The following is a 23,172-nucleotide window of genomic DNA, read 5'->3' on the forward strand; positions in this document are numbered from 1 at the left end:
CGTTCTCAGCCAAGCGCCGCTTCAATGTCGCCGGCGATCGACTCGGGCTTGTCGGTGGGCGCGTAGCGTTTGACCGGCTTGCCATCGCGGCCGACCAGGAACTTGGTGAAGTTCCACTTGATCGCGTCGATGCCCAGCAGTCCGCCTTTTTCCTTCTTCAGCCACTTCCACAGCGGATGCGCATCGGCGCCGTTGACCTCGATTTTGGCGAACATCGGGAAGTCCACTTCGTAGGTCAGCGAGCAGAAGTTCTTGATCTCCTCCTCGTTGCCCGGCTCCTGGTTGCCGAACTGGTCGCAAGGGAATCCCAGCACCACCAACCCGCGGTCGCGGTAATCCTGCCAGAGTTTTTCCAGGCCGGTGTATTGCGGGGTGAAGCCGCATTTGGAAGCCACGTTGACGATCAGCAGGGCCTTGCCGCGATAGTCGGCCAAAGGCACGTTTTTCCCATCGATGTCGAGTGCTTCGAATTCGTAGGCGGTGGTCATGATTGCGCTCCGGAGAATGCCTTATCAGACACCCGATGTGCGAAATGAGCAAGCCTGGGAGGAATCTTGTACCTGCAAGGCCAGACGAGTGACGTTGCAACCATAGAAGAACAAACTTAATTCACCGTGATCGTGTTGTTGTTCTTATCAGTGGAGAAAACCACCCGATACGTTGCAGGACCATTTGGGATAGAAGGCGGGAAAGATCGGACTATTGCCGAATATATGCCTACGCCGCCATCGCTCCCAGCGCCCAGGAGCGTAGTGGTAAAGCTTCTCTCATCCTGGGGATTGCCATTAAAAGAAGCTGCACATGCCGTCAGACCACAGGCGAGCTTATCCAACGAAATCCCAGCATCGGATGCTCTTAGAGCCGACTTTAGATTTTCTTCGTAGACCCTACTTATCTCAGTGGCATCTGGGTCGGTATAGCTTTCGGATTTCAGCCTGTCTAAGACTCGGTCAAATTCGTCCACGCCGATGATCGCATTGATGTATCCGACCCTTAATCCGTCGGGTGAGACCAGCAGCGACTCTATTGGCCGAGGCTTACCCACCGAAATGCGATGTGCGGTAGGGCTATCATCCTCCGAGACTCGAGTCTGCGCCGCACTCGCAGACATTCCCTTGCTATTGGAATCGTAACCGCGCTGCTTCTCTTCAGCCCCTATCAAAGAATCAGTTTTTGCACCGAACAACGTGCTTCTGACTTCCAGCGTATTCGTTGCAAACGCATAAATGATTGCAATTGCAACCAAGGCTGCCAGAAAGAAGATTACTTTTGTCTTGTGCATGAGTTATCCGATTAGCGATGCCAGCTCTTGGAATCAAGGAACTCTGATGCTTCCGGGGCCTTTTACGATCATCGACACCCAGCCGTATGCGCTATCTCTAACACTTAACTGCCCATTGGAATTTGAAGAAACCACGCATGAATTCTGACAAACAAACGTATTACCGTTAACCACCACCGATTCACTAGCAAACGCTTGGTTCAAACAAATAAGTGAGCCGAGCGTCAAAACACCTACCAAAATTGCGATGCCGATTTTGTAGTTCCTTAACATTTCTCGTCCTTGCTGATGCCGCCACCTTGCGGCAAGCCCAAGATTGTCCAGCGCTTTGGTCGAAGTCAATGCTCCGTGATGTAATGCTCCATAAGTCACAATAGGCGAACGCATTATGGTCATTCTTGTTCCTCGCGCAGCGAGAACAGAGAGACCTTAGAAATTCCCTGGAGGTCCCGTGCGCCAGCACAGGATCGAATAACCTTCGAAGGACAAGAGCAGAAGAGTCCGTGGCCATGCAGGCAGCTTCCGACCCGAACTCCCTGGCCACCCTGTATATCCACGTGCGGATATTGCTGGGCATGATCGTAGGCCTGGGGCTGACCCACCTACTGCGGCATCTGGCGCGCATCGTCGAACGTCCCAAGGCGCGACGCGTGTACTGGGTACACCTGGCGTGGGCATTGTTCATGTTCATCTACCTGCTGCACTTCTGGTGGTGGGAATTCTCCCTTTTTCACCAAACGCACTGGAACTTCAATCTCTACCTATTCGTGACCGTCTACGCGTTGCTGCTGTACCTGCTATGCGCGCTGATCTTTCCGGAAAGCGTCGGCGACTGCCAGGACTACCGCGACTACTTCTATTCCCGCAGGCAATGGTTTTTCGGTTTGCTGGCTCTGATGTTCGCGGTGGATGTGATCGACACGGCGATCAAGGGAACCGATTATTTCCAGCACTTGGGTCCGGAATATCTGATCCGCAACACCGGCTACATCCTCGCCAGCCTGGTTGCCGTTAAGACCCGAAACCGGTACTACCACGGCGGTTTCGCCGTGGTAGCCCTGCTCTACGAACTGTCCTGGATAGTGCGACGCTACGAAGCGCTGCAGCTCTGACCGCGACGCTAGCGATCAGCGCGCTGCGGGATGCACCTGCACAGGCGCTGCGAAGGGCTTGATGCCCAGCGCCTCGTCGATCTCGCTGGGGTAGTACGCCTTGCCCTGCTTGATCACCAGCGCCACTTTGCGGATGTCGGCGATGTTCACCGTGGGATCGCCATCGACCAGGATCAGATCCGCGCGCTTACCTACCGTCACCGAACCGCGATCGGCTGTGGTGCGCGTGTACTTGGCTCCGTTCCAGGTGGCGATCTGCAGCACCTGTGCCGGAGTGATGCCGGCCTTCACATACAGCTCCAATTCGCGCTGCAGGGTGAAGCCGGAAATCTCGTCGGTGCCAGCCACGATCGGCACGCCGGCCTTGTACATCAGGCCGACGAACTCGACCAGCTTGTCGAAAGATTTGTTGTATAGCGCTGCAGTTGCGTCATCGGGGATATTCATTTCGCCGACGCGGCGGCTGCGCTGGATGTCGGGCGGCAGATGGTCGGCCACGTCGGCCACGATCGGCGAGAGCTCGCCTTGCCGCTGATGCAGGAATTCGAAGGTAGCCAGAGTCGGATCGACCACGATCTGTTTCTTCGCCAACAGGGCGATGAAGTCTTGTACGGGCTTGGAATCGAAATCCAGACCGGCGGTCTTCTTCGCCACCAGGTAGAAACGCTCCAACGTGCGCGTGTCCGTTTCCGGAGTGACGAAGAAGTTCAGCATCAGCTGGTTGATGTGCTGGATCTCGTCGTAACCTTGGTCCACCGCATCCTGCGCGCGCATGAAAGCCGGAATGTGACCGCTGACCCGCAGACCGCGCTGGTGCGCATAAGCGGCGGTGTCGCGCAGGATGTCCTTGGGGAACGAGTTGTAGATCTTGACCTGCGGATAGCCATGATCGGCGTACCAGTCGACCGCTTTCTTGGCTTCGTCCAGGTTCTTGATCACGAAACCGTTGCGGGCCGACATCTTGCTCTCGCCTTCGATGAAACCGGCGGGCACCACGCTGGGGCCGAGCAGTTTGCCCTCGCTCAGTTGGGCCATCAGCTGTTGCAAGGTGGTGTTGTCGTTGCCCATGTCGCGGATGGTGGTGATGCCAGCCGCCAGATGCAGGCCGCCGTCCCACGGGCCGAAATGCGCGTGCATGTCGAACAGTCCCGGCAACAGTATTTTTCCGCCTGCCTCTATGACGTTGTCGGCCTTCGTTTTCTCGCTGCCGGCGCCGGAGATCGACACTATCTTGCCGTCGCCGATCAACACGTCCGAGGCCGCGCCCAGAGTCGCTTTCTCGCTGTCGAATACGCGCGCATTGCGGATCAGCGTGGTGCCGGCCATGGGGTGCGCAAGGCGTTGTTCCATGCCCAGCAGCACTTCGCCTTCGGCCTGCTTCTGCCGCGTTTCCAACGCCATGGCGTTGGATTCCCAGCCCTCTTCAATCAGCTGCAGGAAACCGGGATAGATGAAGGCGAACAGCCGCGGATTGTCGCCGGTGGTCGACCATGCGAATGTGGGCGTGAGACCCACACCGGTCATCGCCACCAGCTGCACCATGCGCTTTTCGCTGCCATGATTCACTTCGGCGTCGGCGACCTTGCGCACCGTCAGCGTGCCGCTGGGAATCAGCGGCAGCTTGCCGTCGCTGCGCTTGGCCAGCGCAGACATGGCCACCGAAAAACCTTCCGGCGTGCCGCCCAGGGTCGAGTACAGCGCCGTGCCGGAAACCTGCTGCTTGCCCTGATCCGAAGTCGACTTCCATTCTGCGCTGTCGCCCGCGCGCGAAAACGTTTCGTCGACCTTGGCCCCGAAGGTGGAAGTGCCGGTGACTTTGTATTGGCTGTAAGTGCCGTCGACGGCGAGTTTGTATTCCTCTTTCAATTCCGGCCCGCGGCCGTTGTCCTTGAAGATGAAATCGACGTGGGTGGTGCCGTCGTCGTCCTTGCGCACGACCTGTTCGCCGGCCTTTTTGCCTCCGTCGACCAGGGCCACATAACGAATGGTTTCGGCCGCCGCGGCCGGGCCGGCAAGGAACAATGCAAGGGACAGGCACAAGACATGCTTCATCCGGGAATCTCCATGGGGAAGTGAGCGGCAGGCCAGAAAGTGGCCGCCCGGAGCTTATCCCAGCACCGCAGCGACTACCCCTGTCTTTCGTCACAGGTGCGGCGGTGGCTCCATCGGTTAGCCTGTAAAGTCCAACTCTGTAAGGAAGCTGCAGAATGACCACCCGTCTTGCCCTGGCGCTTGCCGCCTCCCTTGGACTTGCCATGCCCGCCTATTCCCAGGCCGCCGCTCCGGCCGCTACCGAAGCCGTCAAGGCTTCCAATCCCGCGATCCAGAACAACCCGTTCGCCACCGAAAGTCCGCTGCCGCTGCACTATCCGCAGTTCGACAAAATCAAGGACAGCGATTTCGCCCCCGCCTTCGATGCCGGCATGGCTGAGCAGTTGAAGGAAATCGACGCCATCGCCAACAACACCGAAGCGCCGACCTTCGACAACACCATCTTGGCCATGGAAAAGAGCGGCCAGGTGCTGAACCGCGCCCAGACCGTGTTCTTCAGTTTGGTCGGCGCCGACACCAATCCAGCGCGCGAGAAGCTGCGTAGCGACTACTCCGGCAAGTTCGCCGCGCATAGCGACGCCATCGCGCTCAACGGCAAGCTCTTCGCACGTATCGACGCGCTATACGGCAAGCGCGACACGCTGGGCCTGGACGCCGAAGGCGTGCGCCTGGTCGAGCGCTACCACACCGATTTCGTCCGTGGCGGCGCCAAGTTATCCGACGCAGACAAGGCCAAGCTGAAGGCGATGAACGGAGAACTGGCCGCACTGGGCACCAAGTTCAGCCAGAACGTGTTGGGCGACGTCAACGCCTCGGCCGTAGTCATCGACAGCGTCAAGCAATTGGATGGCTTCACGCCTGAGCAGATCGCCACTGCCGCCGCTGCCGCCAAAACGCGCAAGCTGGAGGGCAAGTACGTCATCGCTTTGCTCAATACCACCGGCCAGCCGCCGGAGTCCGAACTGACCGACCGCGCCACGCGCCAGAAGCTGCACGAAGCCTCGATCGCGCGCGGTAGCCACGGCGGCGAGTTCGACAATCGCGAGATCATCAGCAAGATCATGAAACTGCGCGCCGACCGCGCCAAGCTGCTGGGCTATCCCAACCATGCGGCCTATGTGCTGGAAGACGAAACCGCCAAGACCCCGCAAGCCGTCAACGACATGCTGGGCAAGCTGGCCCCGGCCGCGGTGGCCAACGCCAAGCGCGAAGCCGCCGACCTGCAGAAGATGATCGATAAGGAAGGCGGCGGATTCCAGCTGGCGCCGTGGGACTGGTCCTTCTACGCGGAGAAAGTGCGCAAGGACAAATTCAATTTCGACGAAGCCCAGCTCAAGCCGTACCTGGAACTGGACAGCGTGCAGCAGAACGGCGTTTTCTACGCCGCCAACCAGCTATACGGCCTGACTTTCAAGGAACGCAAAGACCTGCCCGTGTACGAGCCCAGCGTGCGCGTATTCGACGTGTTCGACGCCGACGGCAAGCAGCTGGCGATCTTCATCTCCGACATGTACGCGCGCGAATCCAAGCGCGGCGGCGCTTGGATGAATTCCTACGTGTCGCAATCGGGCCTGACCGGCTATCTGCCGGTGGTCGCCAACCACCTCAATATTCCCAAGCCGCCGGCCGGCAAGCCGACTCTGCTGACCTGGGACGAGGTGACCACCATGTTCCATGAGTTCGGCCATGCGCTGCACGGCATGTTCTCCAACGTGGAATACCCCTACTTCACCGGCACCAGCGTGCCGCGCGACTTCGTCGAATATCCCTCGCAGGTCAACGAGATGTGGGCCGACTGGCCGTCGATCCTGAAGAACTATGCCAAGCACCATGAAACCGGTGCGCCGATGCCGCAGGAATTGCTGGACAAAGTGGTCGCCGCCGCGAAGTTCAACCAGGGTTTCAAAACCACCGAATATCTGGGCGCAGCCATGCTCGACCAGCGCTGGCACCAGATCGGCGCCGACCAGGTGCCCGCTGCAGCCGGCGTGATGGCGTTCGAAGCCGCCGCTCAGAAGACCGACGGCACCGACTACGCCCCGGTCCCGCCGCGTTACCGCACGCCTTATTTCAGCCACATCATGGGCGGCTACTCGGCCGGCTACTACGCCTATATCTGGTCGGAAGTACTGGACGCCAACAGTGTGGAATGGTTCGAGCAGCACGGCGGCCTGAAGCGCGAGAACGGCGACCACTTCCGCAAGACCCTGCTCTCGCGCGGCGGCAGCAAAGACGCGTTGCAGCTGTTCCAGGATTTCGCCGGCCATGCGCCGAAGATCGAGCCTTTGTTGAAGAAGCGTGGGCTGGTGGCGGACGTTGCCGACGGCGCCAACCCCACTCCGACGCCCGACGCACCTAAGAAATAAGCCTCACCTCTCCTCGTTGTGCAAGCACGCCACCTTCGGGTGGCGTGCTTGTTTAGGCCTGCGGCGTGGCGTTGAGCGCACGATCCGACGTGGAAATCGCAACTCTCAACGCTCGCGCAAAGGTCGGCTCAAATCCAGGAAAATCTCGCGCGCGGCCACACCCTGGTCCGGCTGATCGATGAAGAAGCCCTGCACACCCAGACCGTATAGCTGCACGGCCTCGGCGATCACGGACTGCGGGATTCCGCCCGGCGTCTGCGCCAGATAAGACTCCTCTGCACGCAACGTGTAGGGATGCACCTGTAATCCGGCCTTCAGCGCCCAACCCAGCATGGGATGGACCAGACCAGCTCCCTGGCCGGCCAGTTCGGCTTTGCCGTCGCCGTTGGCGTCGACCTTAGACGCTAGCGATTCGCGCGGCAGCAGGCTGCCCTTCCAGGGGCCGACGCCGCTGGCGTAATTCGCCTTCATCCATTGCAGAACCTTCTCAGTGGCGAACGCGCCGTATGAGGTGTTGGCGTTCAAGCCTCCCTCGACCTGTCCGATCAAGCCGCCGTACAGCGCAGCGAGGTTGGCACCATGGCTGGCGTTGTAGGTCACGTCATAGGGTTTGGCCGTGTAGAAATCGTCGTACAGCTGCACCAGCGGCAGATCGACGCCGGCCGCGGGCATCCAGCGCTTTTCCAGTTCGATAAGGTTTTCGAACTCGAAACTCTGGATATAGATCCGCGTCGGATCGGTGAAGCCCTCGGCCACCAGGGTCTCGATCAGCTTGGCACCAAGGGACATGCCAATCGGAGTGCCGTCGATCCGCCGGCCTTCCTTGGCGAAATAGGTCGGATGCTTGGTTTCCGGATACACGCCGACCCGGCGCCCGCCGTGGCTCTCCCGCTTGGCCAATTGCAACACTTCGGCGAAAGTCGGAATGGCGTACTGGCCGTCGAAGCGGGTATTGTCCGGGCGGACCTGCGGAATGCGCTCTTTCGCACGCAGCGTCTTGATCTCGGCCAAGGTGAAGTCTTCGGTGAACCAGCCGGTCATCGCAATGCCATCGACCCGTTTGGTGGTCTTGCGGCTGGCGAATTCGGGATGCGTGGCTACGTCCGTAGTGCCCGAGATTTCATTCTCGTGACGCGCGATCAGCACTCCGTCCTTGGTGGCGACCAGATCGGGTTCGATGAAGTCGGCCCCTTGCTGGATGGCGAGCCGGTAGGCCGCCAGCGTGTGCTCGGGGCGATAACCGCTGGCGCCACGATGAGCGATAACGATCAACCCTTGTTTGGCCTGCCCATGCTGCGGGTCGAGTTTGCGCAGCCCCACCGCCTGCTGCGCGGAAGCGATCGCGGCCATTGAGAACAGGGCGCACACGGATAATGCACGGACAAGCGCTATGCAGTTCGGTCTCTTGTTCATCGGTTCGTCCTTTTTGGGAAAGTCGGATGCCGACCTCCCCCTCAAGCCGACGCGACCAGCCTCGAATGCGCAGGTTGCAGCGGCTTTACCGAATGACTTACATCGCGTGACCCCGGCCGGATTAGCGCAGCGCGACAAACAACAAAAGATGCGGCTATTCCAGGATTCCGTGCAACGCAGAGCGCCGGGTTCGACAACCCGAGAAGGCGATGTGCGTGGCGACTAGCTGGTGCGCCGGACGAACCCGCGTAGCTAGTCCACCAGTTTCTGCCGGTCGCCCGACATTTCGGTCCAGTGATAGCGACCGGTAGCCGGGTCGTACACGCGATTGGGAGCGACCTGGATCATGCCGTTGACCGGCTTGCCGTTCGCGTCCAGCAGGTTGTTCGGCTGTTTCCGGGCGCTAGGCGCGGCCGCGCCGGTCGGCACTTCCCGCGCCGGTCCTGTACTCGGGATGGCGGTAGGCGCCTGCGGGCGCTGATTGGGGTTACTGGCCACCTTGGGTACCTGCGTAGGTTGCGCCTGATCGAGTTTGGGGCCGATGCCGCTATCGCTCGGCGGCGTGGCCGGTTTGGTGGTGGGCACGCTGGGCTGCTGCAGTTGTTGCGCCAGCGCTGGCACGGCGGCGATGCCGATGAGCGCTGCGAAAACCAGGGGAACGCGTTTCATGACGCGGCTCCAGTTGGGGGAATGAGCCGACCGTAATCCTCCCTACCTTCACGCACCATGAAAAAGCGCCCGTCAGCGCGGGGCCAGATAACCGCCCTTCACTCCGCCGTTGGACAGCACCACCTGCCACAACTGCGAATTGCGCGTACGGAAAGTTGCCATGGACGCGCCCAGGTAGTACCGCCACATGCGGCGGAAGCGTTCGTCGTAGCGCGGATCCAGCGGCCACGCGCGCTCCACGTTGTCGCGCCAGGCCTGCAGCGTGCGGTCGTAGTCGGTACCGAAGTTGTGCCAGTCCTCGATGACGAACAGGCCTTCCACCGCGTGCGCGATCTGCGCCGTGGACGGCAGCATCGAGTTGGGGAAGATATAGCGGCCGATCCAGGGATCGGTATGGTTGACCGAGCGGTTGGTGCCAATGGTGTGCAGCAGGAATAGTCCGCCCGGCGGCAGGCAGCGCTGCGCCACTTCGAAATAGCCGCGGTAATTCTTGACGCCGACGTGTTCGAACATGCCCACCGACAGCACTGCATCGAACGGTTCGTGCAGCTCGCGGTAATCCTGCAGGCGGATTTCGATCGGCAGGCCGGCGCACAGTTCGCGTGCATAGTCGGCCTGCTCCTTCGAGATGGTGATTCCCACCCCACTGATGCCATAGCGCTCGGCCGCGAATTTCAGCGCCTCCCCCCAGCCGCAGCCGATGTCCAGCACGCGCATGCCAGGCTTCAGGCGCAGCTTGCGGCAGATCAGATCCAGCTTCGCTTCCTGCGCCGCGTCCAGTCCATCCAACACGCGCCCATCGGCCTGGGTCCAGTAACCGCAGCTGTAGACCAGGCGCCGGCCCAGCATGGCGGCATAAAGATCGTTGCCCAGGTCGTAGTGGCGTTCACCGACTTCCCGGGCACGGTTGCGGCTCTGCAGATTCAACAGGCGCGCGCGCAGGGCGTCCCACAGTTCGCCGGCGCTGTGCACGCGCTGCTCCAGCCGGGCCATCAGCACATGAAACAGGAACCCGTCCAGCGATTCCGTATCCCACCAGCCTTCCATGTAGCTTTCGCCCAGACCCAGCGATCCCTGCCCCAGTACCCGCGCGTAGAAATGGGAATCGTGTACCTGCAGATCCCAAGGACGGCTGCCGCCGATCCTCACATCGGCGCTCTCAAGCAGATCGGCGACCCGTCGTTGGAAGCGCTGCTGCGGCATGTCTGTAGCTCGGTTATGAGGATTTGGCGAACAAGCCGGCGTATTCGGGCGCAACGTGGGGCAGCAATATCATCGCCGGCACATCCACTGTCTGCGTGCCGTCCGCATAAGGACCCACCTGATAAGGCGGGAACACGAAGCGCAAGGCGGTGATCTTGCCGTCGGTACCTACTATCGGTTGGAACTGGCTGAAATTATCGACGTCCAGTTCGGTGCCTTCGTCGATCATCTTGTCGGCGCTGCGCACGAACTGCAGGCGCTCCTCTGGCGGCAGTTCGTCGGCGTCGGCCCGTACCGACACACTGGTGTGCAGTTGTTCCCGGATATAGGCGCCGATGACCGCCCAACCTTCGGCCTTGGGTACCAGCTCATTGGCGGTAAGCAGTTTGTTCTGCAACGGCAGCCACACGAAACGCGCTACCAGCGGTTCGCCATGGGCACCGCCGGTGTAGCGGCTGCCGTCGGCGGCGACGGCCACTAGTTCCGGGGTTTCGGCCACCTGCTCGAAACTGAGCGACAGTTCGTACGGCGCAGAAGGCTTGTCGTTGCCGAAGCCGGCCACGGCCTGCATCAGCTCTGCTCGCGCGGCATCGGAATAGGCGGCGACGGCCTGGGCCAGGCCCGGATACTTGTTGAGCGTCGGCGGATAGCTGATGCCCACAACGTAGGCATCGTTGGTTTCGATGACGTCCTTGAGCTCGGGTGCTGCGGCTGTGCCGGTGGCGGGCGTCCCCGCCGGTACGGTGGCGGGCTGTTCGGCGGCGGCGGGCGTGTCGGCTTCGCGCTTGCATGCACCGAGCGCCAGGGCCAGCAGAAACAACAGGGGGATTTTCGACACGGATCGCACGACCAGCCTCCTTCCAGGGAATGCACACAGTTTATGCCGCGACGCAGCAGCATGACAGCTGGTTTTCGGGGTGCGGCGATTCGCTAATCGACCAGATCGGCGTACTCGGGATGGCGCTGGACATAGGCGGCCGAATAGGAACAGGCCGGCACCACCCGTAGACCTGCGGCCCGGGCATAGTCCAGTGCGGCTTTGACCAGTTCCCCGGCGATGCCGCGACCACCTATGGCATCGGGCACGCCGGTGTGGTCGATGATCAGGCGCGCGCCCTGCTGGCGATAGATCAACTCCGCCTCGTATCCGTCCACCTGGGTAGCGAAACGATGGGAACCGGGATCGTGGTCGATACGCAGGGACATGAGGTCTCTCCAATGGGTGGATGCTTGGCAGCCGCATTGTGCCGTGGGCGGTTCAAGCGGCGGCAAAACTGGACGCGGCGCGTCACATTCGGGCGATCCGGCGCCTGCCGCTCCCGTCCTGCAACGCTTTCGAGACGGCCGCCGATAGTTGGCACGATAACTGCTTTATCCCTCCCAAGAGCAAACACACGGGGAACGGCAATGAACTTCGACGACGCAACCATCAGCAACAACGCATCCAGCGACTTCACCCTGCTGGAAGGTCTGTACCAGCTTGCCGTCACCGGCCACACCGACGACTGGGAATTCGAGCGCCTCAACAACGCCGTGTACGAGCGCCTGCTGTCTTCCTACAACGGCGGCGTCGACATGGGCATGCATGCGGCTGCTAACCCGCTGAACCTGGTGGAATGAGTTTTTCTGCCGCATTGGCAGCGCATATCGAAACAGCAACTGCTCCAAGCACAACAACCACAAGCACAACAACAAGACGACCTGTCCACAGGTCCGGACGCAGGTGACGGGGGTCACCTGCGTCATTTTTTTGCGCGTACGAAACTACGTCGATAGCGTCAGCGATTGTCGCGCTTGCCTTGATTACGCCTGTCCTGCGTGCCGGAGCTACCCTGTATCGCCTTCATCCTGCTTTCGGCGGCATGCAGCTCTAACGCTTTCTCGGCAGCTTCATTGGACTGGAATCCGGGGTCCAACACGGGTGTGTGATGCGGATCGAGCAACTGCCAGGGCTGCGATTCGCGATCATGAGCCTGTTTCTGTTCCAGCAGCTTCCGGGTTACGGCCAACGCCTGCCGTGGCGTGGGTTTGCGCGGGGCCGGCTTGGCCACGCGCTTGGCGGGTGCGGAGCCGGCGTTGGATTTCGCGGGAGCCGACTTGGCAGGCGCTTTTCTCGCCGCAGTCGCCTTCTTCGCCGGAATCTTTTTCGTCACTGCCTTGCTGGCGGCGGTCTTCTTCGCCGCTTTCTTGACTACGGCTTTCTTCGTCACCGTCTTCTTCGTAACCGACTTGGTCGCTTTCTTCGCGGTGGCTTTCTTGGCCACGGGCTTCTTCATTGCAGCCTTGGCCGCCTTCTTTGCGACTTTGGCGGGAGCCTTTTTCTTTGTGGCCGCCTTCTTGGCGACTTTGGATGTCTTGGCAGGTTTACGGGTAGCCATTACGATCTCCATCTCCGTTTGAATCTTGCGGTTACTCGATAACACGCAAAACATTCAGATACGGTGATCGTGTTGACCCGGAGTTCAGCCTCCGAACGAGGGCTGCTGCAACTGCCGCAGGAAATGACCCAACACGCGCGGCTCCATAACCAGCATGAACAACACGCCGTAAGCGGCGCCGGCAAGATGCGCGCTGTGGTTGATGCGGTCGCCGCCACGGCGGTCCATCCAGATGCTGTAGCCCACGTAGAGCACGGCGAACAGGATGGCCGGCATGGGAACGAAGAACACGCCGATGATCGACCAGGGCCTGACCAGAATGTAGGCGAACAGGATGGCCGACACCGCGCCCGACGCACCCAGGCTGAGGTAATTGGGGTTGTGCTGGTTCTTCAGATAGGTCGGCAGGATGGACACCACCAGCGCCGAGACATAGAACAGCGGATAGACCCACACACCTACGTCGCCCATCAACGACTCGATCTGCGGGCCGAAGAAGAACAGTGTCAGCATGTTGAATAGCAGGTGCATGAAATCGGCGTGGATGAAGCCGTAGGTCACCAGCCGGTCGTACTGCTTGTGCTTGTCGATCGCCGGCGGCCACAGGATCAGCCGATCGGCCAGTTTGCGGTTATTGAAGGCAATCCAGGACACCACGCAGGTGATGGCGATCAAGGCATAGGTAACGGGGGTTTCCATCAAACGGCTCCAACGGCGCGATAGTTATCCTGCATTGGATAGCGCCACGCGTACAGTGCGAATGCCAGGGCAGCGATGAAGGCAAATACGGCAAAGAAGAACATCAGAAAGGCGTTTTCGCTTAGCCCGGTGCTGGCGATGCGCGAAATTACCGCTTCATTGCGCACGCTGACATTGGTCAGCAACACCCAGACATTGCCGAAAGTAACAGAGAGGTACCAAAGCGCCATGATCACTCCTTTCATGGCTTGCGTGGCTTGGCTATAGGCGAATTCCAGCGCCGTGGCCGACACCAACACCTCGCCGAAGGTCAGCAGCATGTAGGGCAGGATTTGCCAGGCCAGCGACACTGGATCGCCGCCGTCGATCCACAGCTGAATCGCGCCCGCAACGATCCACGCTATGCCAGAGAACGCAATGCCCCACCCCATGCGTTTGAGCGCAGTAGGCTCGAAGCCCATGCGCCGCAGCAACGGATACAGCACGATATTGTTGAAGGGGATAATCAGCATCACCAGCAGGGGATTGAGCGCCTGCATCTGCCCCGCTTCCTTGACCAGCCAGCTGGGCCACCACCACAGGTCGTGCGGCACCATCATGGTCTTGCCCTGCAGCACCCAGGTAGAGGCTTTTTGGTCGAACAAGGACCAGAACGGCGTGATCAGCGCGAACACGATGATCACGCGCAGCACAGCGCGGACGCTGTCCACCGCCGAATCCGGGTGCCGGCCGCGGGCGCGTTCGAGCTGCATCGATACACCGATGCCGCCGAATGCGATCAATGCGCCCAGCGCCAGACAGGCGGTGATGACGAAACCGAAACCTTCCGGCCAAAAACCGGGCTTGATCGCCCAGCACAGCAGCATCGCCACTGCCAGTACGGCGCCAGCCAAGGCCATCGACAGACCGGGTCGCCTCTGTCCGGCCTCGTGCCGGGTCAGAGCGGTGCGGGCGACGTTGTAGAACGAATCCGGGTCGTTCCCATGCGTCGGCGGCACCCGAACGTACTGCTTGCGGCCCAGCCAGAAGATCAGGGTGGCGATGAACATCAGGATGCCGGGGATGCCGAAGGCCACCGCAGGTCCGAAGCTGCGCAGAAACAACGGCATCAGCAACGAAGCGAAGAAGCTGCCGAAGTTGATGGTCCAGTAGAAGAAATCGAATACGATCTTGGCCATGCTCTTGTTCGACTCGTCGAACTGGTCGCCGACGAACGACACCACCAGCGGCTTGATGCCACCGGAACCAAGCGCGATCAGGAACAGGCCGGCATAGAACCCGGTGCGGTTGTCATCGAATGCGGCCAGGCAAGCGTGGCCGACGCAGTAGATCAAAGAGAACCAAAACACGGTGTTGTACTTGCCGAAATAACGGTCGGACAGCCATCCGCCTAGCAGCGGGAAAAAGTACACACCGATCACGAAACTGTGGAATACATCCTTGGCGGCGCCTTCCCTTCCTGCCTCCGGGACATAGGCCAGGATCACGCTGCTTACCAGGAACTGGACCAGGATGTTGCGCATCCCGTAGAAACTGAAACGTTCGCAGGCCTCGTTGCCGATGATGTAAGGGACCTGTCGCGGCAGGCGTGCTGATTGCGCCGTGGCTGTCGTGCTCATCCGGTATTCCTGCCAATAGTTGCGGGAAGGGTAACCCAGGAAGCGTGCGCGAATCGACGCTTCTGGCTAATGCGATGCCGGCCGGCAACGTGCATCATTGGCTTTTGAAGACGAGAATCCACCCCATGCGCTCATTGCTCCTGCAACTCCCATTGCTCCTGCTCACCGCATTCGTCATGCCCGCCTCCGCCGCCGACGCGTCCTTGAGCACGGTCTCCGAGCGCTCCGGCTTCCTCAAGACCGGACGCTACGAGGAGGTCGTCGTGTTGTGCGACGCATTCGCCAAAGCCTATCCGGATGCAGTGCGCTGCATCGATTTCGGCACCTCTCCCGAGGGCAGGTCGATGAAGGCGCTAGTCGCTTCCACCAGCGGCGCGCTCGACGCAGCGACGGCGCACAAACGCGGCCTGCCGGTCGTGCTCATCCAGGGCGGCATCCACGCGGGTGAAATCGACGGCAAGGACGCCGGTTTCCTGGCCCTGCGCGAAATCCTGGAAGGCAAGGCGGCGAAAGGCGCGCTCGACAAACTCGTGTGGGTATTCGTGCCGGTCTTCAGCGTGGACGGCCATGAGCGCTTCGGCGCCTGGAACCGCCCCAATCAGCGCGGTCCCGAGGAGATGGGCTGGCGCACTACCGCGCAGGGCTACAACCTCAACCGCGACTACGTAAAAGCCGACGCACCCGAGATGCAGGCGATGCTGGCCCTAATCAACGAATGGGACCCGCTGGCCGAAGTGGACCTGCACGTCACCGATGGCGCCAAGTTCGAACACGACGTGTCCATCCAGGTGGAACCGGTCCATGCCGGCGACAGCGAATTACGCAAAGCCGGCCGCACTTGGCGCGACGGAGTGATCGCCGACCTGACCCGTCAGGGCTCGCTGCCCCTGCCCTATTACCCTTCTTTCGCGGTCTCCGATGACCCCACCTCGGGCTTCGACGACGGAGTGCCGCCGCCGCGGTTCTCGCATGGCTACTTCTGGCTGCGCAACCGCATGGGCATGCTGGTGGAAACCCATTCCTGGAAGACCTACCCGGTACGCGTGCGCATTACGCGCAATGCCGTGGTCTCGGTATTGGAACGGGTCGCGAAAAACGGCCAGCAATGGCTGAAGCTCGCACACCAAGCCGACGCGCGCGCCAGCAAGTTGAAAGGACGTCCTGTGCCGCTGACCTATGCGGCCGGCAAGGAGTCGCACCTGGTCGATTTCCGTGGCTACGAATACACGCGTACACCCTCCGAGATTTCCGGCGCGCTGATGACGCGTTACGACGAGACCAAACCGCAGATCTGGAAAATTCCGCTGCGCGACAATCTGCAGCCTAGTCTCAGCGTGGCCGCGCCGGGCGGCGGCTACCTGGTGCCTGCGGCGCATGCTGCCTGGGTGGGAGCGAAGCTGAAACAGCACGGCATCGACTTCCGCACGCTCGACGCGCGCTCCGGGGTGGTGGTCGAAAGCTTCCGCGCCAGCGAGACGACGCCTGCCGCGCAACCTTCCGAAGGCCATCAGCGCATGGCCGTCAAGGGCGAATGGAAGGCGGACAAGCGAGATATCGGCGCCGGCGCGCTCTTCGTGCCGATCGCGCAACCCAAGTCGCGTCTGGTCATGTCGCTCCTGGAACCGCTGGCGCCGGACTCGCTGGTGGCATGGGGCGAATTCAACAACGCCTTCGAGCGCAAGGAATACATGGAAGACTACGTGACCGAGGAAGTCGCGCGCGAGATGCTGGCGAAAGACCCGGCGTTGAAAGCGCGGTTCGAAAAACGCATCCGTGAAGACGCCGCTTTCGCCCAGAATCCACAAGCGCGCCTGGAGTTCTTCTATCGGTTGCATTCCTCATGGGACGAACGCTACAACCTGTACCCGGTGATGCGCATCGCTACAGTTCCCCGCTGATCCTCGCATGAGTTTCAATGGAATGAAGACATTCGCGCTGTGCCTGCTGCTGTCGCTGATCGCTTTCTCGCTGCCTGCACGCGCCGTCGGATCCCCCGACGGCGCCTCGGAGAAAACCGTGAAAGTCGTCACCCTCAACCTGTACCACGACAAGGATGAGTGGCCGAAGCGCCGCGTACAGATCGTCGAGAAACTGAGGCAGCTGCGGCCCGACGTAATAGCGCTGCAGGAAGTGCTCCAGCACGAAACGCTGACCAACCAGGCCCAATGGCTGGCGGCGCAGCTGGATTACCAGTGGTATTTCGTCAGCACCGATCCCGTCGGCAGCCCGCGACGCTATGGCAATGCGATCCTGACCCGCCACCCGATCCTCAGACGCGGCCAGAAGTCCCTGCAGCCGCTGGACGATAGCCGTACCGCTGCGTTCGTGCGCATCGATCTGGACGGAAGGTTGCTCAACGTCTACGCCACCCATCTGCACTGGACCGACCAGGGCGGAGCGATCCGCAGCCGGCAGGTCGCCGATCTGATGCGGTACATCGACGAGACTTCGGAGAACATTCCGAGCCTGGTGGCCGGCGATTTCAATTCCACCGCCGACTCGCCGGAGCTAGCGGCGCTTCGCGAACGCTTCGTCGACATTTACGGCAACCGGCACCCGGATGCCGACACGGTCTCAAGCAGCACCTTGAACCTGAAGTATTTCGCGCCCAAACGTATCGACCATGTCTTCTTACAGCGCGACGCCTTCGCTCCGGTCAGCGCCAGCATCCTTTTCGGTCGCCCGGATGCGCAGGGCGTATGGGCTTCGGATCATTTCGGATTGTTCGCCGAGTTGGAGTGAACGGCTTCAGCGATGGGACAAACCATGCGAATCGCGGCGCCCGGCATGGGGCGGAGTCCGACTCAGGATCAGCAGCTCATGTACTTCCAGTTCCTGGTCTTGCCTTCCGATATCCACTCCACCGCTTGCGCAATGCGGCGCTGCCGCGTTTCTGCGCGTTTGGCTTCGATCACCCACTCCACATACTCGCGGCGATAGCCGGGCGGGAACGCATCGAATGCGGCCTGCGCCTTGCGGTTGCCAAGCAGGGCCGCCGCCAGGTCATCCGGAACGTCCGCAGGGGTTTGGGTTTTGCGTTCTTACTGACGGGACGTTTGACCCCAGCTTCGATTAGCCGCATCGCCTGTCGCAGGCCATCGTTGAAAACCTTCTTCGATGGCATATCCGCGATTTTTCCGATACGCCCGAACTGGCCCATGGCTTGTTCGCGTTTGCCGTCATCGCCGGTAGGGTTCGGCGTAGCGAGGGAAAAACCGAAAGCGGCATGTTGCTTGAATGCCGCCATGCTGCACAGGATGCGACCACGATAAAGAAAATGCGGGTGGCTCCATTTGATCGTCTCTTCGACATCGGCACAGCCGGCATGCACCGCGGCGCGAAGATGCAGGAGGATGGGCTGGGCGAAGTCGGCCGCCTTTGCGATATAGGCATCGACACGCGGATCCACACTGGCCATGGGCGCCTCCGGAATGATGGGTCGGCATGATTCTAGACAGCGCCGCTCGTCACGGACAGCTCGCGTCGCGGTATGCGATCTTCGCCCATTCATCGCGTACCATCGATGATCGCTGCTCTGCCGTCGAAGCTTCGCTAGCGTTCGATCGGCCTATCCCGCGCAAGGACGACCTCTTCAGACATCGCATGCGAAAGCTTTCCGTCATCGCTCTTATTCTCCTGCTGCTGGCCGGCGGGTGGTGGCTGCGACAGCACGACGAGCAGGCTAGCGGCCCTGCCATTGCCTCGCCGGTCGCTGAGCTGTCGCAGCAGGACGCGGCGAAGCAGGATCGCTTGCCCGCCTTCCTGCCCGCCGAGGCACGCGACACTCTGGCCCTGATCGCTGGTGGCGGACCCTTCCCCCATCCGCAGGACGGCAGCGTGTTCGGCAATCGTGAAAAACGCCTCCCCGCCAAGCCGCGCGGCTATTACCACGAATACACTGTGGATACGCCAGGCCTCAACCACCGCGGCGCCCGCCGCATCATCACCGGGGGGCAACCAGCGGAAATGTATTACTACACCGATGACCATTACGACTCATTCCGCAGCTTCCAGGTCGCGCGATGACTGAATCCGGTTTCGAACTGGGTCTGGACGACCCGACACGCGCCGGGGTTTTCTTCGTCACCGGCGACGATCTCAATGTGCTTGCCGCAGCCGCGCACGACGCGGGCCTGCTGCCCTGCCTCGTCGATCTGATGGGTTGCGGCAACAAGGCGACCCTGTTGTTGCGGATCGCGGTGGCCATGGATTTCCCCACTACTTCCAGCCGCAACTGGGATGCGCTTTCCGACAGCCTGCGCGACCTGAACTGGATGCCGGCCAAGGGCTATGTACTGCTGTTCGACGGTGCGGGGGAACTGCATTACGTGGATGAGGAAGACTTCGACACGCTGGTCAGCATTCTGGACGAATGCAACCGCGCCTGGGCCGAGCGCGACGTGCCGTTCTGGGCGTTCCTGGCCCTGCGCGAAAGGGATTTCGTCGCACTGGAGGACTGAGCGCGCGTCGCTCCAGGGGGCGCAACATGGGGCGCAAGGCTACGCAGTTCAGCGCGATGCTGCGATCATGGCGCATGAGCGACCAACCGACGGACTTCGAAAGCCTTTCCCTCTCACCCGGACTGCAGCAGGGCGTAGAGGCGGCCGGCTACGCGCAAATGACCCCGATCCAGGCCGAAAGCCTGCCCGCGATCCTCGCCGGACGCGACGTGATTGCGCAGGCGCCCACCGGCAGCGGCAAGACCGCCGCATTCGGCCTGGGACTGTTGCACCGGCTTGATCCCGCGCTGATTCGTGCCCAAGCGCTGGTGCTCTGCCCCACCCGGGAGCTGGCCGATCAGGTGGGCAAGCAGCTGCGCAAGCTGGCCACCGGCATCCCCAATCTGAAGGTGCTGGTGCTGACCGGCGGCATGCCGTTGGCGCCGCAACTGGCTTCGTTGACCCATGACCCCCATGTGGTGGTCGGCACGCCGGGCCGCATCCAGGAGCTGATGCGCAAGAAAGCCCTGCACTTGGCCGGTGTGCGCACGCTGGTGCTGGATGAAGCCGACCGCATGCTCGACATGGGCTTCGAGGAAGCGATTCGCGAAATCATCGGCAAGACCCCGAAAGAGCGGCAGACTTTGCTGTTTTCGGCCACCTTTCCCGAGGCCATCCGCGATATCGGCCGCAATACCATGCGCGACCCGCTGGAGGTCACCGCAGGCGGCGTCACCGAACAACCGGAGATCGAACAAACCTTCTACGAAGTCGATCTGCCGCGCAAGCAGACCACGCTGGCAGGCCTGCTGTTCGAACAACGCCCTGAATCCTGCGTGGTTTTCTGCAACACGCGCCGCGATGTCGACGAAGTGGCCGAATCGCTGAAGCACTTCGGCTTCACCGCGCTGGCCTTGCACGGGGACATGGAGCAACGCGACCGCGATGAAGTGCTGGTGCGTTTCGCGAACCGGAGTTGCAACGTGCTGGTCGCCAGCGATGTCGCCGCACGCGGGCTGGATATCGACGAGCTGGCCACCGTGGTCAACTACGAACTTCCCACCGATCCGGATGTATACGTGCACCGCATCGGCCGCACCGGACGTGCGGGCAAGGGCGGCCAGGTACTGAGCCTGGTCACTCCTCGCGAGATATCACGCGCGCATGTGATCGAGGAAAGACAAGGTTCGCCGTTGCGCTGGAAGAAGCCGGTGGCCGTGGCGCCTGCCGCGCGCAGTGCGCCGCCTGCTGCGATGGCGACGCTGCGCATCGATGCGGGGCGCACGGACAAGCTTCGTCCTGGCGATATCCTGGGCGCGCTTACCGGCGATGCGGGGTTGCCCGCCAGCGCCATCGGCAAGATCGACATCTTCGCGACGCGTTCCTATGTCGCGATCGTACGGACGCAAGCCAACAACGCATTAGCGCGGCTCGACGCAGGCAGGATCAAGGGCAAGAATTTCCGCGTCCGCAAAATTTGAGCGTTCGCTTTTGCTGTTGCCGGAACAACCCGTGAGGCGCGGCATGCGGATTCGGTAAACCCGAAGGGCGGCGCACATGGATGTGCGCCGTTTCCGTAGGCGCACGAATATGCTTTACGGTTGTCCCAATTCGCATGCGAACCCAACGGCTTCATCGTTGGGCGCGCCGTAGAGTGGCTTTCTTTTGGCTACTTTTCTTTGCCGTTCAAAGAAAAGTGACTCGCGCAACGCGCGGCTTTCAACAGCCGAACGGCTGGTCAACTCTTTTGCTCCTCTGAAAGGGGGCGCCAAGAGCGCGCCCCCTTCCGCCTTCGGCACCTTCCCCCGCAAGCAGGGGAAGGGCTACATCTGGCAGTCCGCGCCTGATTCAGCCGAACCGTAGGTCGGGACTACGCCCTCGACGCCGTATATCTAGTCAAGAACTGCAAGAAAGCATCGAACACCCTGCCCGATCGCGTGCCCAGTCCGGGCGGCGCTGCGCAAAGGTTTCGCGACCCGGCTGTTCGTCGTAGGGATGGCGCATGACGTCCAGCAGCTCCGCAATCCCCTCCTCATCGCCCTGTTCGGCGCGATCGATCGCCTGCTGCGCCAGATAGTTGCGCAGCACAAATCGGGGATTAGCCATACGCATGCGGGCTTGCCTGGTTTCGGAATCGAGCGTATCGGACCCGATTCGCGCCGCGTAGCGCCGCAGCCACTCCATCATCGCCGGCTCGGTGGCTGAGCGCTTGCCCGCATCGTAGAAGGCCTCGCTGACCGGATCGAGGGTCGGCACTGCAGGATCCACCCGGGCCAGCCCACGGAAGAAGAGGCTCATATCCACCTCACCCGAATGCAGCAACGATTGCAGGTCTTCCATCAGTGCGACATCTTCCTCCCGGCACTCGGCCAGGCCGAGCTTGCGCGCGATGTTGTCTTGATCGGCGGCGGCATAAGTTTCCCGATAGCGCTGCAGCCCCTCTTGCAAGGGTTCGGGACTCGCGAACAGCGAAGACAACGCGCCTGCCAGCCGGGTCAGGTTCCAGTACGCGATCTTCGGCTGCCAGCCGAAACGGTAGCGCCGTCCCTGGGCATCGGTGGTGTTGGGCGTCCAGTCCGGGTCGTAGTCGTCGATCCAGCCATACGGGCCGTAATCGATGGTCAGGCCTAGGATCGACATGTTGTCAGTGTTCATCACCCCATGCACGAAGCCGACCCGCATCCAGTGCGCCAGCATGATCGCAGTGCGTTCGCATACCTGCGCGAACCAGCGCGAATAAAGCGTTTCGCCCTCGCCTTCGAGTTCGGGAAAATCGCGGCGGATAGTGAAGTCCGCCAATTGCTTGAGCAGAGGCAGCTCGCCACGCGATGCGGGTAGTTCGTAATTGCCGAAGCGCAAGAAAGAAGGCGCGACGCGGCAAACGACGGCGCCCGGCTCGGCTTTGGGGTGTCCGTCGTAGAACATGTCGCGCACTACGGGCTCGCCCGACGCTACCAAGCTGAGCGCACGCGTGGTGGGCACGCCCAAGTGGTGCATGGCCTCGCTGCACAGGAATTCGCGAATGGACGAACGCAGGACCGCGCGTCCGTCGGCAGTGCGCGAGTAAGGCGTCGGGCCGGCTCCTTTGAGCTGCAGTTCCCAGCGCTGGCCTGCGGCATTGATCGCCTCGCCCAGGGAAATGGCACGTCCGTCGCCCAACTGCCCCACCCAATGCCCGAACTGATGGCCACCGTAGTTGGCCGCAAACGGCCGCATGCCCTGCAGCAGAGCGTTGCCGCCGAAGACCTGGGCGAATTCCGGTGAGGCGACGTCGCCTTCTTCCAGATCCAGCAGGGCGGCCGTTTCCCGCGACCAGGCCAGCAGCCGTGGTGCGGCGACCGGGGTCGGATTCACCAGCGAATACAACGCAGCGCGGACTTCGCGTACGCCCGGTCCCTGCTGTGGATCGCCGGGAAGGTCGGTGACGAAGCGGTTGTCGAATGTCAGCGGTTTCATCGGCACAGGCTACGCGCCGGCGGTTGAAGCGGCGCAAACAAAAACGCCGGGGCAAGCCCCGGCGTTTCGGACAACGATACAGTCGCTATTAGAGCGGCTGGACTTCGTCGGCCTGCATACCCTTCTGGCCCTGCACGGCGACAAAGCTAACGCTCTGGCCTTCCTGCAGCGACTTGAAGCCAGAACCCTGGATCGCGCGGAAATGCACGAAAAGGTCCGGGCCGCTCTGCGGGGTGATGAAGCCAAAACCCTTGGCATCGTTGAACCACTTGACGGTACCGGTTTGACGGTCAGACATCTTTGAAACTCCTGAAACGGATGAAAAAAATCACGACCTGGGGACCCCGGGCCGAGACTGAGTTGCAGGTGTTAAGCAAAGCGGAAAGATGTAGCTGATCGTTTTGGATCGACTGCATCAGGCCACGATTTACGGTGACCCAAGCAAACACAGTGCCGTGCACACTACACACCTTTCCAGGAAAAG

General features: G+C 61.4%; 24 protein-coding genes. 8 read left to right on the forward strand and 16 right to left on the reverse strand.

Annotated features, from left to right (window positions below):
- Positions 1 to 5: 5 nt before the first annotated feature.
- The 3 genes from AC1DTQ_RS04335 to AC1DTQ_RS04345 form a co-directional block, all read right to left on the reverse strand.
- Positions 6 to 488, reverse strand: a complete 483-nt coding sequence (locus tag AC1DTQ_RS04335; RefSeq protein ID WP_477848272.1) for a glutathione peroxidase — start codon at positions 486 to 488, stop codon at positions 6 to 8.
- 116 nt (positions 489 to 604) lie between these two features.
- Positions 605 to 1,282, reverse strand: a complete 678-nt coding sequence (locus AC1DTQ_RS04340; protein ID WP_477848274.1) for a hypothetical protein — start codon at positions 1,280 to 1,282, stop codon at positions 605 to 607.
- 33 nt (positions 1,283 to 1,315) lie between these two features.
- A complete protein-coding gene (locus tag AC1DTQ_RS04345) occupies positions 1,316 to 1,678 on the reverse strand; it encodes a hypothetical protein (protein WP_477848276.1) in 363 nt (120 codons plus the stop codon).
- A gap of 113 nt (positions 1,679 to 1,791) precedes the next feature.
- Between AC1DTQ_RS04345 and AC1DTQ_RS04350 the strand changes: the two genes are divergently transcribed.
- Entirely contained in the window at positions 1,792 to 2,394 is a 603-nt protein-coding gene (locus AC1DTQ_RS04350) for a hypothetical protein (RefSeq protein ID WP_477848278.1), read from the forward strand.
- Positions 2,395 to 2,409: 15 nt separating this feature from the next.
- Here AC1DTQ_RS04350 and AC1DTQ_RS04355 read toward each other — a convergent pair whose 3' ends face one another.
- Positions 2,410 to 4,446, reverse strand: a complete 2,037-nt coding sequence (locus AC1DTQ_RS04355) for an amidohydrolase family protein (RefSeq protein WP_477848280.1) — start codon at positions 4,444 to 4,446, stop codon at positions 2,410 to 2,412.
- Positions 4,447 to 4,601: 155 nt separating this feature from the next.
- Here AC1DTQ_RS04355 and AC1DTQ_RS04360 point away from each other — a divergent pair, with 155 nt between their 5' ends.
- The gene (locus AC1DTQ_RS04360) at positions 4,602 to 6,812 is read left to right on the forward strand and encodes a M3 family metallopeptidase (protein ID WP_477848282.1); all 2,211 of its coding nucleotides are present in this window, start codon (positions 4,602 to 4,604) and stop codon (positions 6,810 to 6,812) included.
- A gap of 105 nt (positions 6,813 to 6,917) precedes the next feature.
- Here the strand turns inward: AC1DTQ_RS04360 and AC1DTQ_RS04365 are convergent, their stop codons facing one another.
- The 5 genes from AC1DTQ_RS04365 to AC1DTQ_RS04385 all read right to left on the reverse strand — a co-directional run bounded on the left by AC1DTQ_RS04365 (position 6,918) and on the right by AC1DTQ_RS04385 (position 11,303).
- Complete coding sequence (locus AC1DTQ_RS04365) at positions 6,918 to 8,225, reverse strand: glycerophosphodiester phosphodiesterase family protein (protein ID WP_477848284.1); 1,308 nt, start codon at positions 8,223 to 8,225, stop codon at positions 6,918 to 6,920.
- Between the two features lie 252 nt (positions 8,226 to 8,477).
- Positions 8,478 to 8,894, reverse strand: a complete 417-nt coding sequence (locus AC1DTQ_RS04370; protein WP_477848286.1) for a hypothetical protein — start codon at positions 8,892 to 8,894, stop codon at positions 8,478 to 8,480.
- 72 nt (positions 8,895 to 8,966) lie between these two features.
- Positions 8,967 to 10,097, reverse strand: a complete 1,131-nt coding sequence (cfa, locus tag AC1DTQ_RS04375) for a cyclopropane fatty acyl phospholipid synthase (RefSeq protein ID WP_477848287.1) — start codon at positions 10,095 to 10,097, stop codon at positions 8,967 to 8,969.
- A 13-nt stretch (positions 10,098 to 10,110) separates the two neighbouring features.
- A complete protein-coding gene (locus tag AC1DTQ_RS04380) occupies positions 10,111 to 10,944 on the reverse strand; it encodes a DUF3298 and DUF4163 domain-containing protein (RefSeq protein WP_477848288.1) in 834 nt (277 codons plus the stop codon).
- A gap of 83 nt (positions 10,945 to 11,027) precedes the next feature.
- Positions 11,028 to 11,303, reverse strand: a complete 276-nt coding sequence (locus AC1DTQ_RS04385) for a GNAT family N-acetyltransferase (protein ID WP_477848289.1) — start codon at positions 11,301 to 11,303, stop codon at positions 11,028 to 11,030.
- Between the two features lie 201 nt (positions 11,304 to 11,504).
- On the opposite strand from AC1DTQ_RS04385, the gene AC1DTQ_RS04390 reads away from it, so the two are divergent.
- Positions 11,505 to 11,717: a hypothetical protein gene (locus tag AC1DTQ_RS04390; protein ID WP_477848290.1), complete on the forward strand. Its 213-nt coding sequence runs from the start codon at positions 11,505 to 11,507 to the stop codon at positions 11,715 to 11,717.
- A gap of 158 nt (positions 11,718 to 11,875) precedes the next feature.
- Here the strand turns inward: AC1DTQ_RS04390 and AC1DTQ_RS04395 are convergent, their stop codons facing one another.
- The 3 genes from AC1DTQ_RS04395 to AC1DTQ_RS04405 all read right to left on the reverse strand — a co-directional run bounded on the left by AC1DTQ_RS04395 (position 11,876) and on the right by AC1DTQ_RS04405 (position 14,793).
- Entirely contained in the window at positions 11,876 to 12,475 is a 600-nt protein-coding gene (locus AC1DTQ_RS04395; RefSeq protein WP_477848291.1) for a hypothetical protein, read from the reverse strand.
- Between the two features lie 84 nt (positions 12,476 to 12,559).
- Positions 12,560 to 13,174 (reverse strand): rhomboid family intramembrane serine protease, encoded by a 615-nt coding sequence (locus AC1DTQ_RS04400; RefSeq protein WP_477848292.1) that lies wholly within the window; start codon positions 13,172 to 13,174, stop codon positions 12,560 to 12,562.
- Positions 13,174 to 14,793 (reverse strand): POT-type proton-dependent oligopeptide transporter, encoded by a 1,620-nt coding sequence (locus tag AC1DTQ_RS04405; RefSeq protein WP_477848293.1) that lies wholly within the window; start codon positions 14,791 to 14,793, stop codon positions 13,174 to 13,176. Before AC1DTQ_RS04405 ends, AC1DTQ_RS04400 begins: the two co-directional genes overlap by 1 nt.
- Positions 14,794 to 14,918: 125 nt before the next feature.
- Between AC1DTQ_RS04405 and AC1DTQ_RS04410 the strand changes: the two genes are divergently transcribed.
- Both AC1DTQ_RS04410 and AC1DTQ_RS04415 read left to right on the forward strand, forming a co-directional pair.
- Positions 14,919 to 16,691 carry a M14 family metallopeptidase gene (locus AC1DTQ_RS04410; protein WP_477848294.1) on the forward strand — a complete coding sequence of 591 codons (1,773 nt, stop codon included), beginning with the start codon at positions 14,919 to 14,921 and terminating at the stop codon, positions 16,689 to 16,691.
- 22 nt (positions 16,692 to 16,713) lie between these two features.
- Positions 16,714 to 17,535: an endonuclease/exonuclease/phosphatase family protein gene (locus tag AC1DTQ_RS04415; RefSeq protein WP_477848295.1), complete on the forward strand. Its 822-nt coding sequence runs from the start codon at positions 16,714 to 16,716 to the stop codon at positions 17,533 to 17,535.
- Between the two features lie 68 nt (positions 17,536 to 17,603).
- Here AC1DTQ_RS04415 and AC1DTQ_RS04420 read toward each other — a convergent pair whose 3' ends face one another.
- Entirely contained in the window at positions 17,604 to 17,795 is a 192-nt protein-coding gene (locus AC1DTQ_RS04420; protein ID WP_477848361.1) for a YdeI/OmpD-associated family protein, read from the reverse strand.
- Complete coding sequence (locus tag AC1DTQ_RS04425) at positions 17,705 to 18,211, reverse strand: DUF1801 domain-containing protein (RefSeq protein WP_477848296.1); 507 nt, start codon at positions 18,209 to 18,211, stop codon at positions 17,705 to 17,707. Before AC1DTQ_RS04425 ends, AC1DTQ_RS04420 begins: the two co-directional genes overlap by 91 nt.
- 185 nt (positions 18,212 to 18,396) lie before the next feature.
- Here AC1DTQ_RS04425 and AC1DTQ_RS04430 point away from each other — a divergent pair, with 185 nt between their 5' ends.
- The 3 genes from AC1DTQ_RS04430 (at position 18,397) to dbpA (ending at position 20,713) form a co-directional block, all read left to right on the forward strand.
- Entirely contained in the window at positions 18,397 to 18,819 is a 423-nt protein-coding gene (locus AC1DTQ_RS04430; protein ID WP_477848297.1) for a guanyl-specific ribonuclease, read from the forward strand.
- Positions 18,816 to 19,253, forward strand: coding sequence for a barstar family protein (locus tag AC1DTQ_RS04435; protein WP_477848298.1), 438 nt, complete (start codon positions 18,816 to 18,818; stop codon positions 19,251 to 19,253). Before AC1DTQ_RS04430 ends, AC1DTQ_RS04435 begins: the two co-directional genes overlap by 4 nt.
- A 74-nt stretch (positions 19,254 to 19,327) precedes the next feature.
- A complete protein-coding gene (gene dbpA, locus AC1DTQ_RS04440) occupies positions 19,328 to 20,713 on the forward strand; it encodes an ATP-dependent RNA helicase DbpA (RefSeq protein WP_477848299.1) in 1,386 nt (461 codons plus the stop codon).
- Between the two features lie 415 nt (positions 20,714 to 21,128).
- On the opposite strand, the gene AC1DTQ_RS04445 is transcribed toward dbpA, so the two are convergent.
- Together AC1DTQ_RS04445 and AC1DTQ_RS04450 are read right to left on the reverse strand one after the other, a co-directional pair.
- Complete coding sequence (locus AC1DTQ_RS04445) at positions 21,129 to 22,688, reverse strand: protein adenylyltransferase SelO (RefSeq protein ID WP_477848300.1); 1,560 nt, start codon at positions 22,686 to 22,688, stop codon at positions 21,129 to 21,131.
- Between the two features lie 88 nt (positions 22,689 to 22,776).
- Entirely contained in the window at positions 22,777 to 22,986 is a 210-nt protein-coding gene (locus AC1DTQ_RS04450) for a cold-shock protein (RefSeq protein WP_093279947.1), read from the reverse strand.
- Between the last annotated feature and the right edge of the window lie 186 nt (positions 22,987 to 23,172).

The sequence above is a fragment of the Pseudoxanthomonas sp. P4_B2 genome (genome assembly GCF_056402315.1).

What these genes read in the sequence shown, in the direction of transcription:
- AC1DTQ_RS04405 (WP_477848293.1), bottom strand. Translation starts at nt 14,793, where the DNA reads ATGAGCACGACAGCCACGGCGCAATCAGCACGCCTGCCGCGACAGGTC.
- AC1DTQ_RS04345 (WP_477848276.1), bottom strand. Translation starts at nt 1,678, where the DNA reads ATGACCATAATGCGTTCGCCTATTGTGACTTATGGAGCATTACATCAC.
- AC1DTQ_RS04445 (WP_477848300.1), bottom strand. Translation starts at nt 22,688, where the DNA reads ATGAAACCGCTGACATTCGACAACCGCTTCGTCACCGACCTTCCCGGC.
- AC1DTQ_RS04390 (WP_477848290.1), top strand. Translation starts at nt 11,505, where the DNA reads ATGAACTTCGACGACGCAACCATCAGCAACAACGCATCCAGCGACTTC.
- AC1DTQ_RS04370 (WP_477848286.1), bottom strand. Translation starts at nt 8,894, where the DNA reads ATGAAACGCGTTCCCCTGGTTTTCGCAGCGCTCATCGGCATCGCCGCC.
- AC1DTQ_RS04435 (WP_477848298.1), top strand. Translation starts at nt 18,816, where the DNA reads ATGACTGAATCCGGTTTCGAACTGGGTCTGGACGACCCGACACGCGCC.
- AC1DTQ_RS04350 (WP_477848278.1), top strand. Translation starts at nt 1,792, where the DNA reads ATGCAGGCAGCTTCCGACCCGAACTCCCTGGCCACCCTGTATATCCAC.
- AC1DTQ_RS04360 (WP_477848282.1), top strand. Translation starts at nt 4,602, where the DNA reads ATGACCACCCGTCTTGCCCTGGCGCTTGCCGCCTCCCTTGGACTTGCC.
- AC1DTQ_RS04430 (WP_477848297.1), top strand. Translation starts at nt 18,397, where the DNA reads ATGCGAAAGCTTTCCGTCATCGCTCTTATTCTCCTGCTGCTGGCCGGC.
- AC1DTQ_RS04365 (WP_477848284.1), bottom strand. Translation starts at nt 8,225, where the DNA reads ATGAACAAGAGACCGAACTGCATAGCGCTTGTCCGTGCATTATCCGTG.
- AC1DTQ_RS04415 (WP_477848295.1), top strand. Translation starts at nt 16,714, where the DNA reads ATGAAGACATTCGCGCTGTGCCTGCTGCTGTCGCTGATCGCTTTCTCG.
- AC1DTQ_RS04395 (WP_477848291.1), bottom strand. Translation starts at nt 12,475, where the DNA reads ATGGCTACCCGTAAACCTGCCAAGACATCCAAAGTCGCCAAGAAGGCG.
- AC1DTQ_RS04340 (WP_477848274.1), bottom strand. Translation starts at nt 1,282, where the DNA reads ATGCACAAGACAAAAGTAATCTTCTTTCTGGCAGCCTTGGTTGCAATT.
- dbpA (WP_477848299.1), top strand. Translation starts at nt 19,328, where the DNA reads ATGAGCGACCAACCGACGGACTTCGAAAGCCTTTCCCTCTCACCCGGA.
- AC1DTQ_RS04355 (WP_477848280.1), bottom strand. Translation starts at nt 4,446, where the DNA reads ATGAAGCATGTCTTGTGCCTGTCCCTTGCATTGTTCCTTGCCGGCCCG.
- AC1DTQ_RS04335 (WP_477848272.1), bottom strand. Translation starts at nt 488, where the DNA reads ATGACCACCGCCTACGAATTCGAAGCACTCGACATCGATGGGAAAAAC.
- AC1DTQ_RS04385 (WP_477848289.1), bottom strand. Translation starts at nt 11,303, where the DNA reads ATGTCCCTGCGTATCGACCACGATCCCGGTTCCCATCGTTTCGCTACC.
- AC1DTQ_RS04450 (WP_093279947.1), bottom strand. Translation starts at nt 22,986, where the DNA reads ATGTCTGACCGTCAAACCGGTACCGTCAAGTGGTTCAACGATGCCAAG.
- AC1DTQ_RS04425 (WP_477848296.1), bottom strand. Translation starts at nt 18,211, where the DNA reads ATGGCCAGTGTGGATCCGCGTGTCGATGCCTATATCGCAAAGGCGGCC.
- AC1DTQ_RS04410 (WP_477848294.1), top strand. Translation starts at nt 14,919, where the DNA reads ATGCGCTCATTGCTCCTGCAACTCCCATTGCTCCTGCTCACCGCATTC.
- AC1DTQ_RS04400 (WP_477848292.1), bottom strand. Translation starts at nt 13,174, where the DNA reads ATGGAAACCCCCGTTACCTATGCCTTGATCGCCATCACCTGCGTGGTG.
- cfa (WP_477848287.1), bottom strand. Translation starts at nt 10,097, where the DNA reads ATGCCGCAGCAGCGCTTCCAACGACGGGTCGCCGATCTGCTTGAGAGC.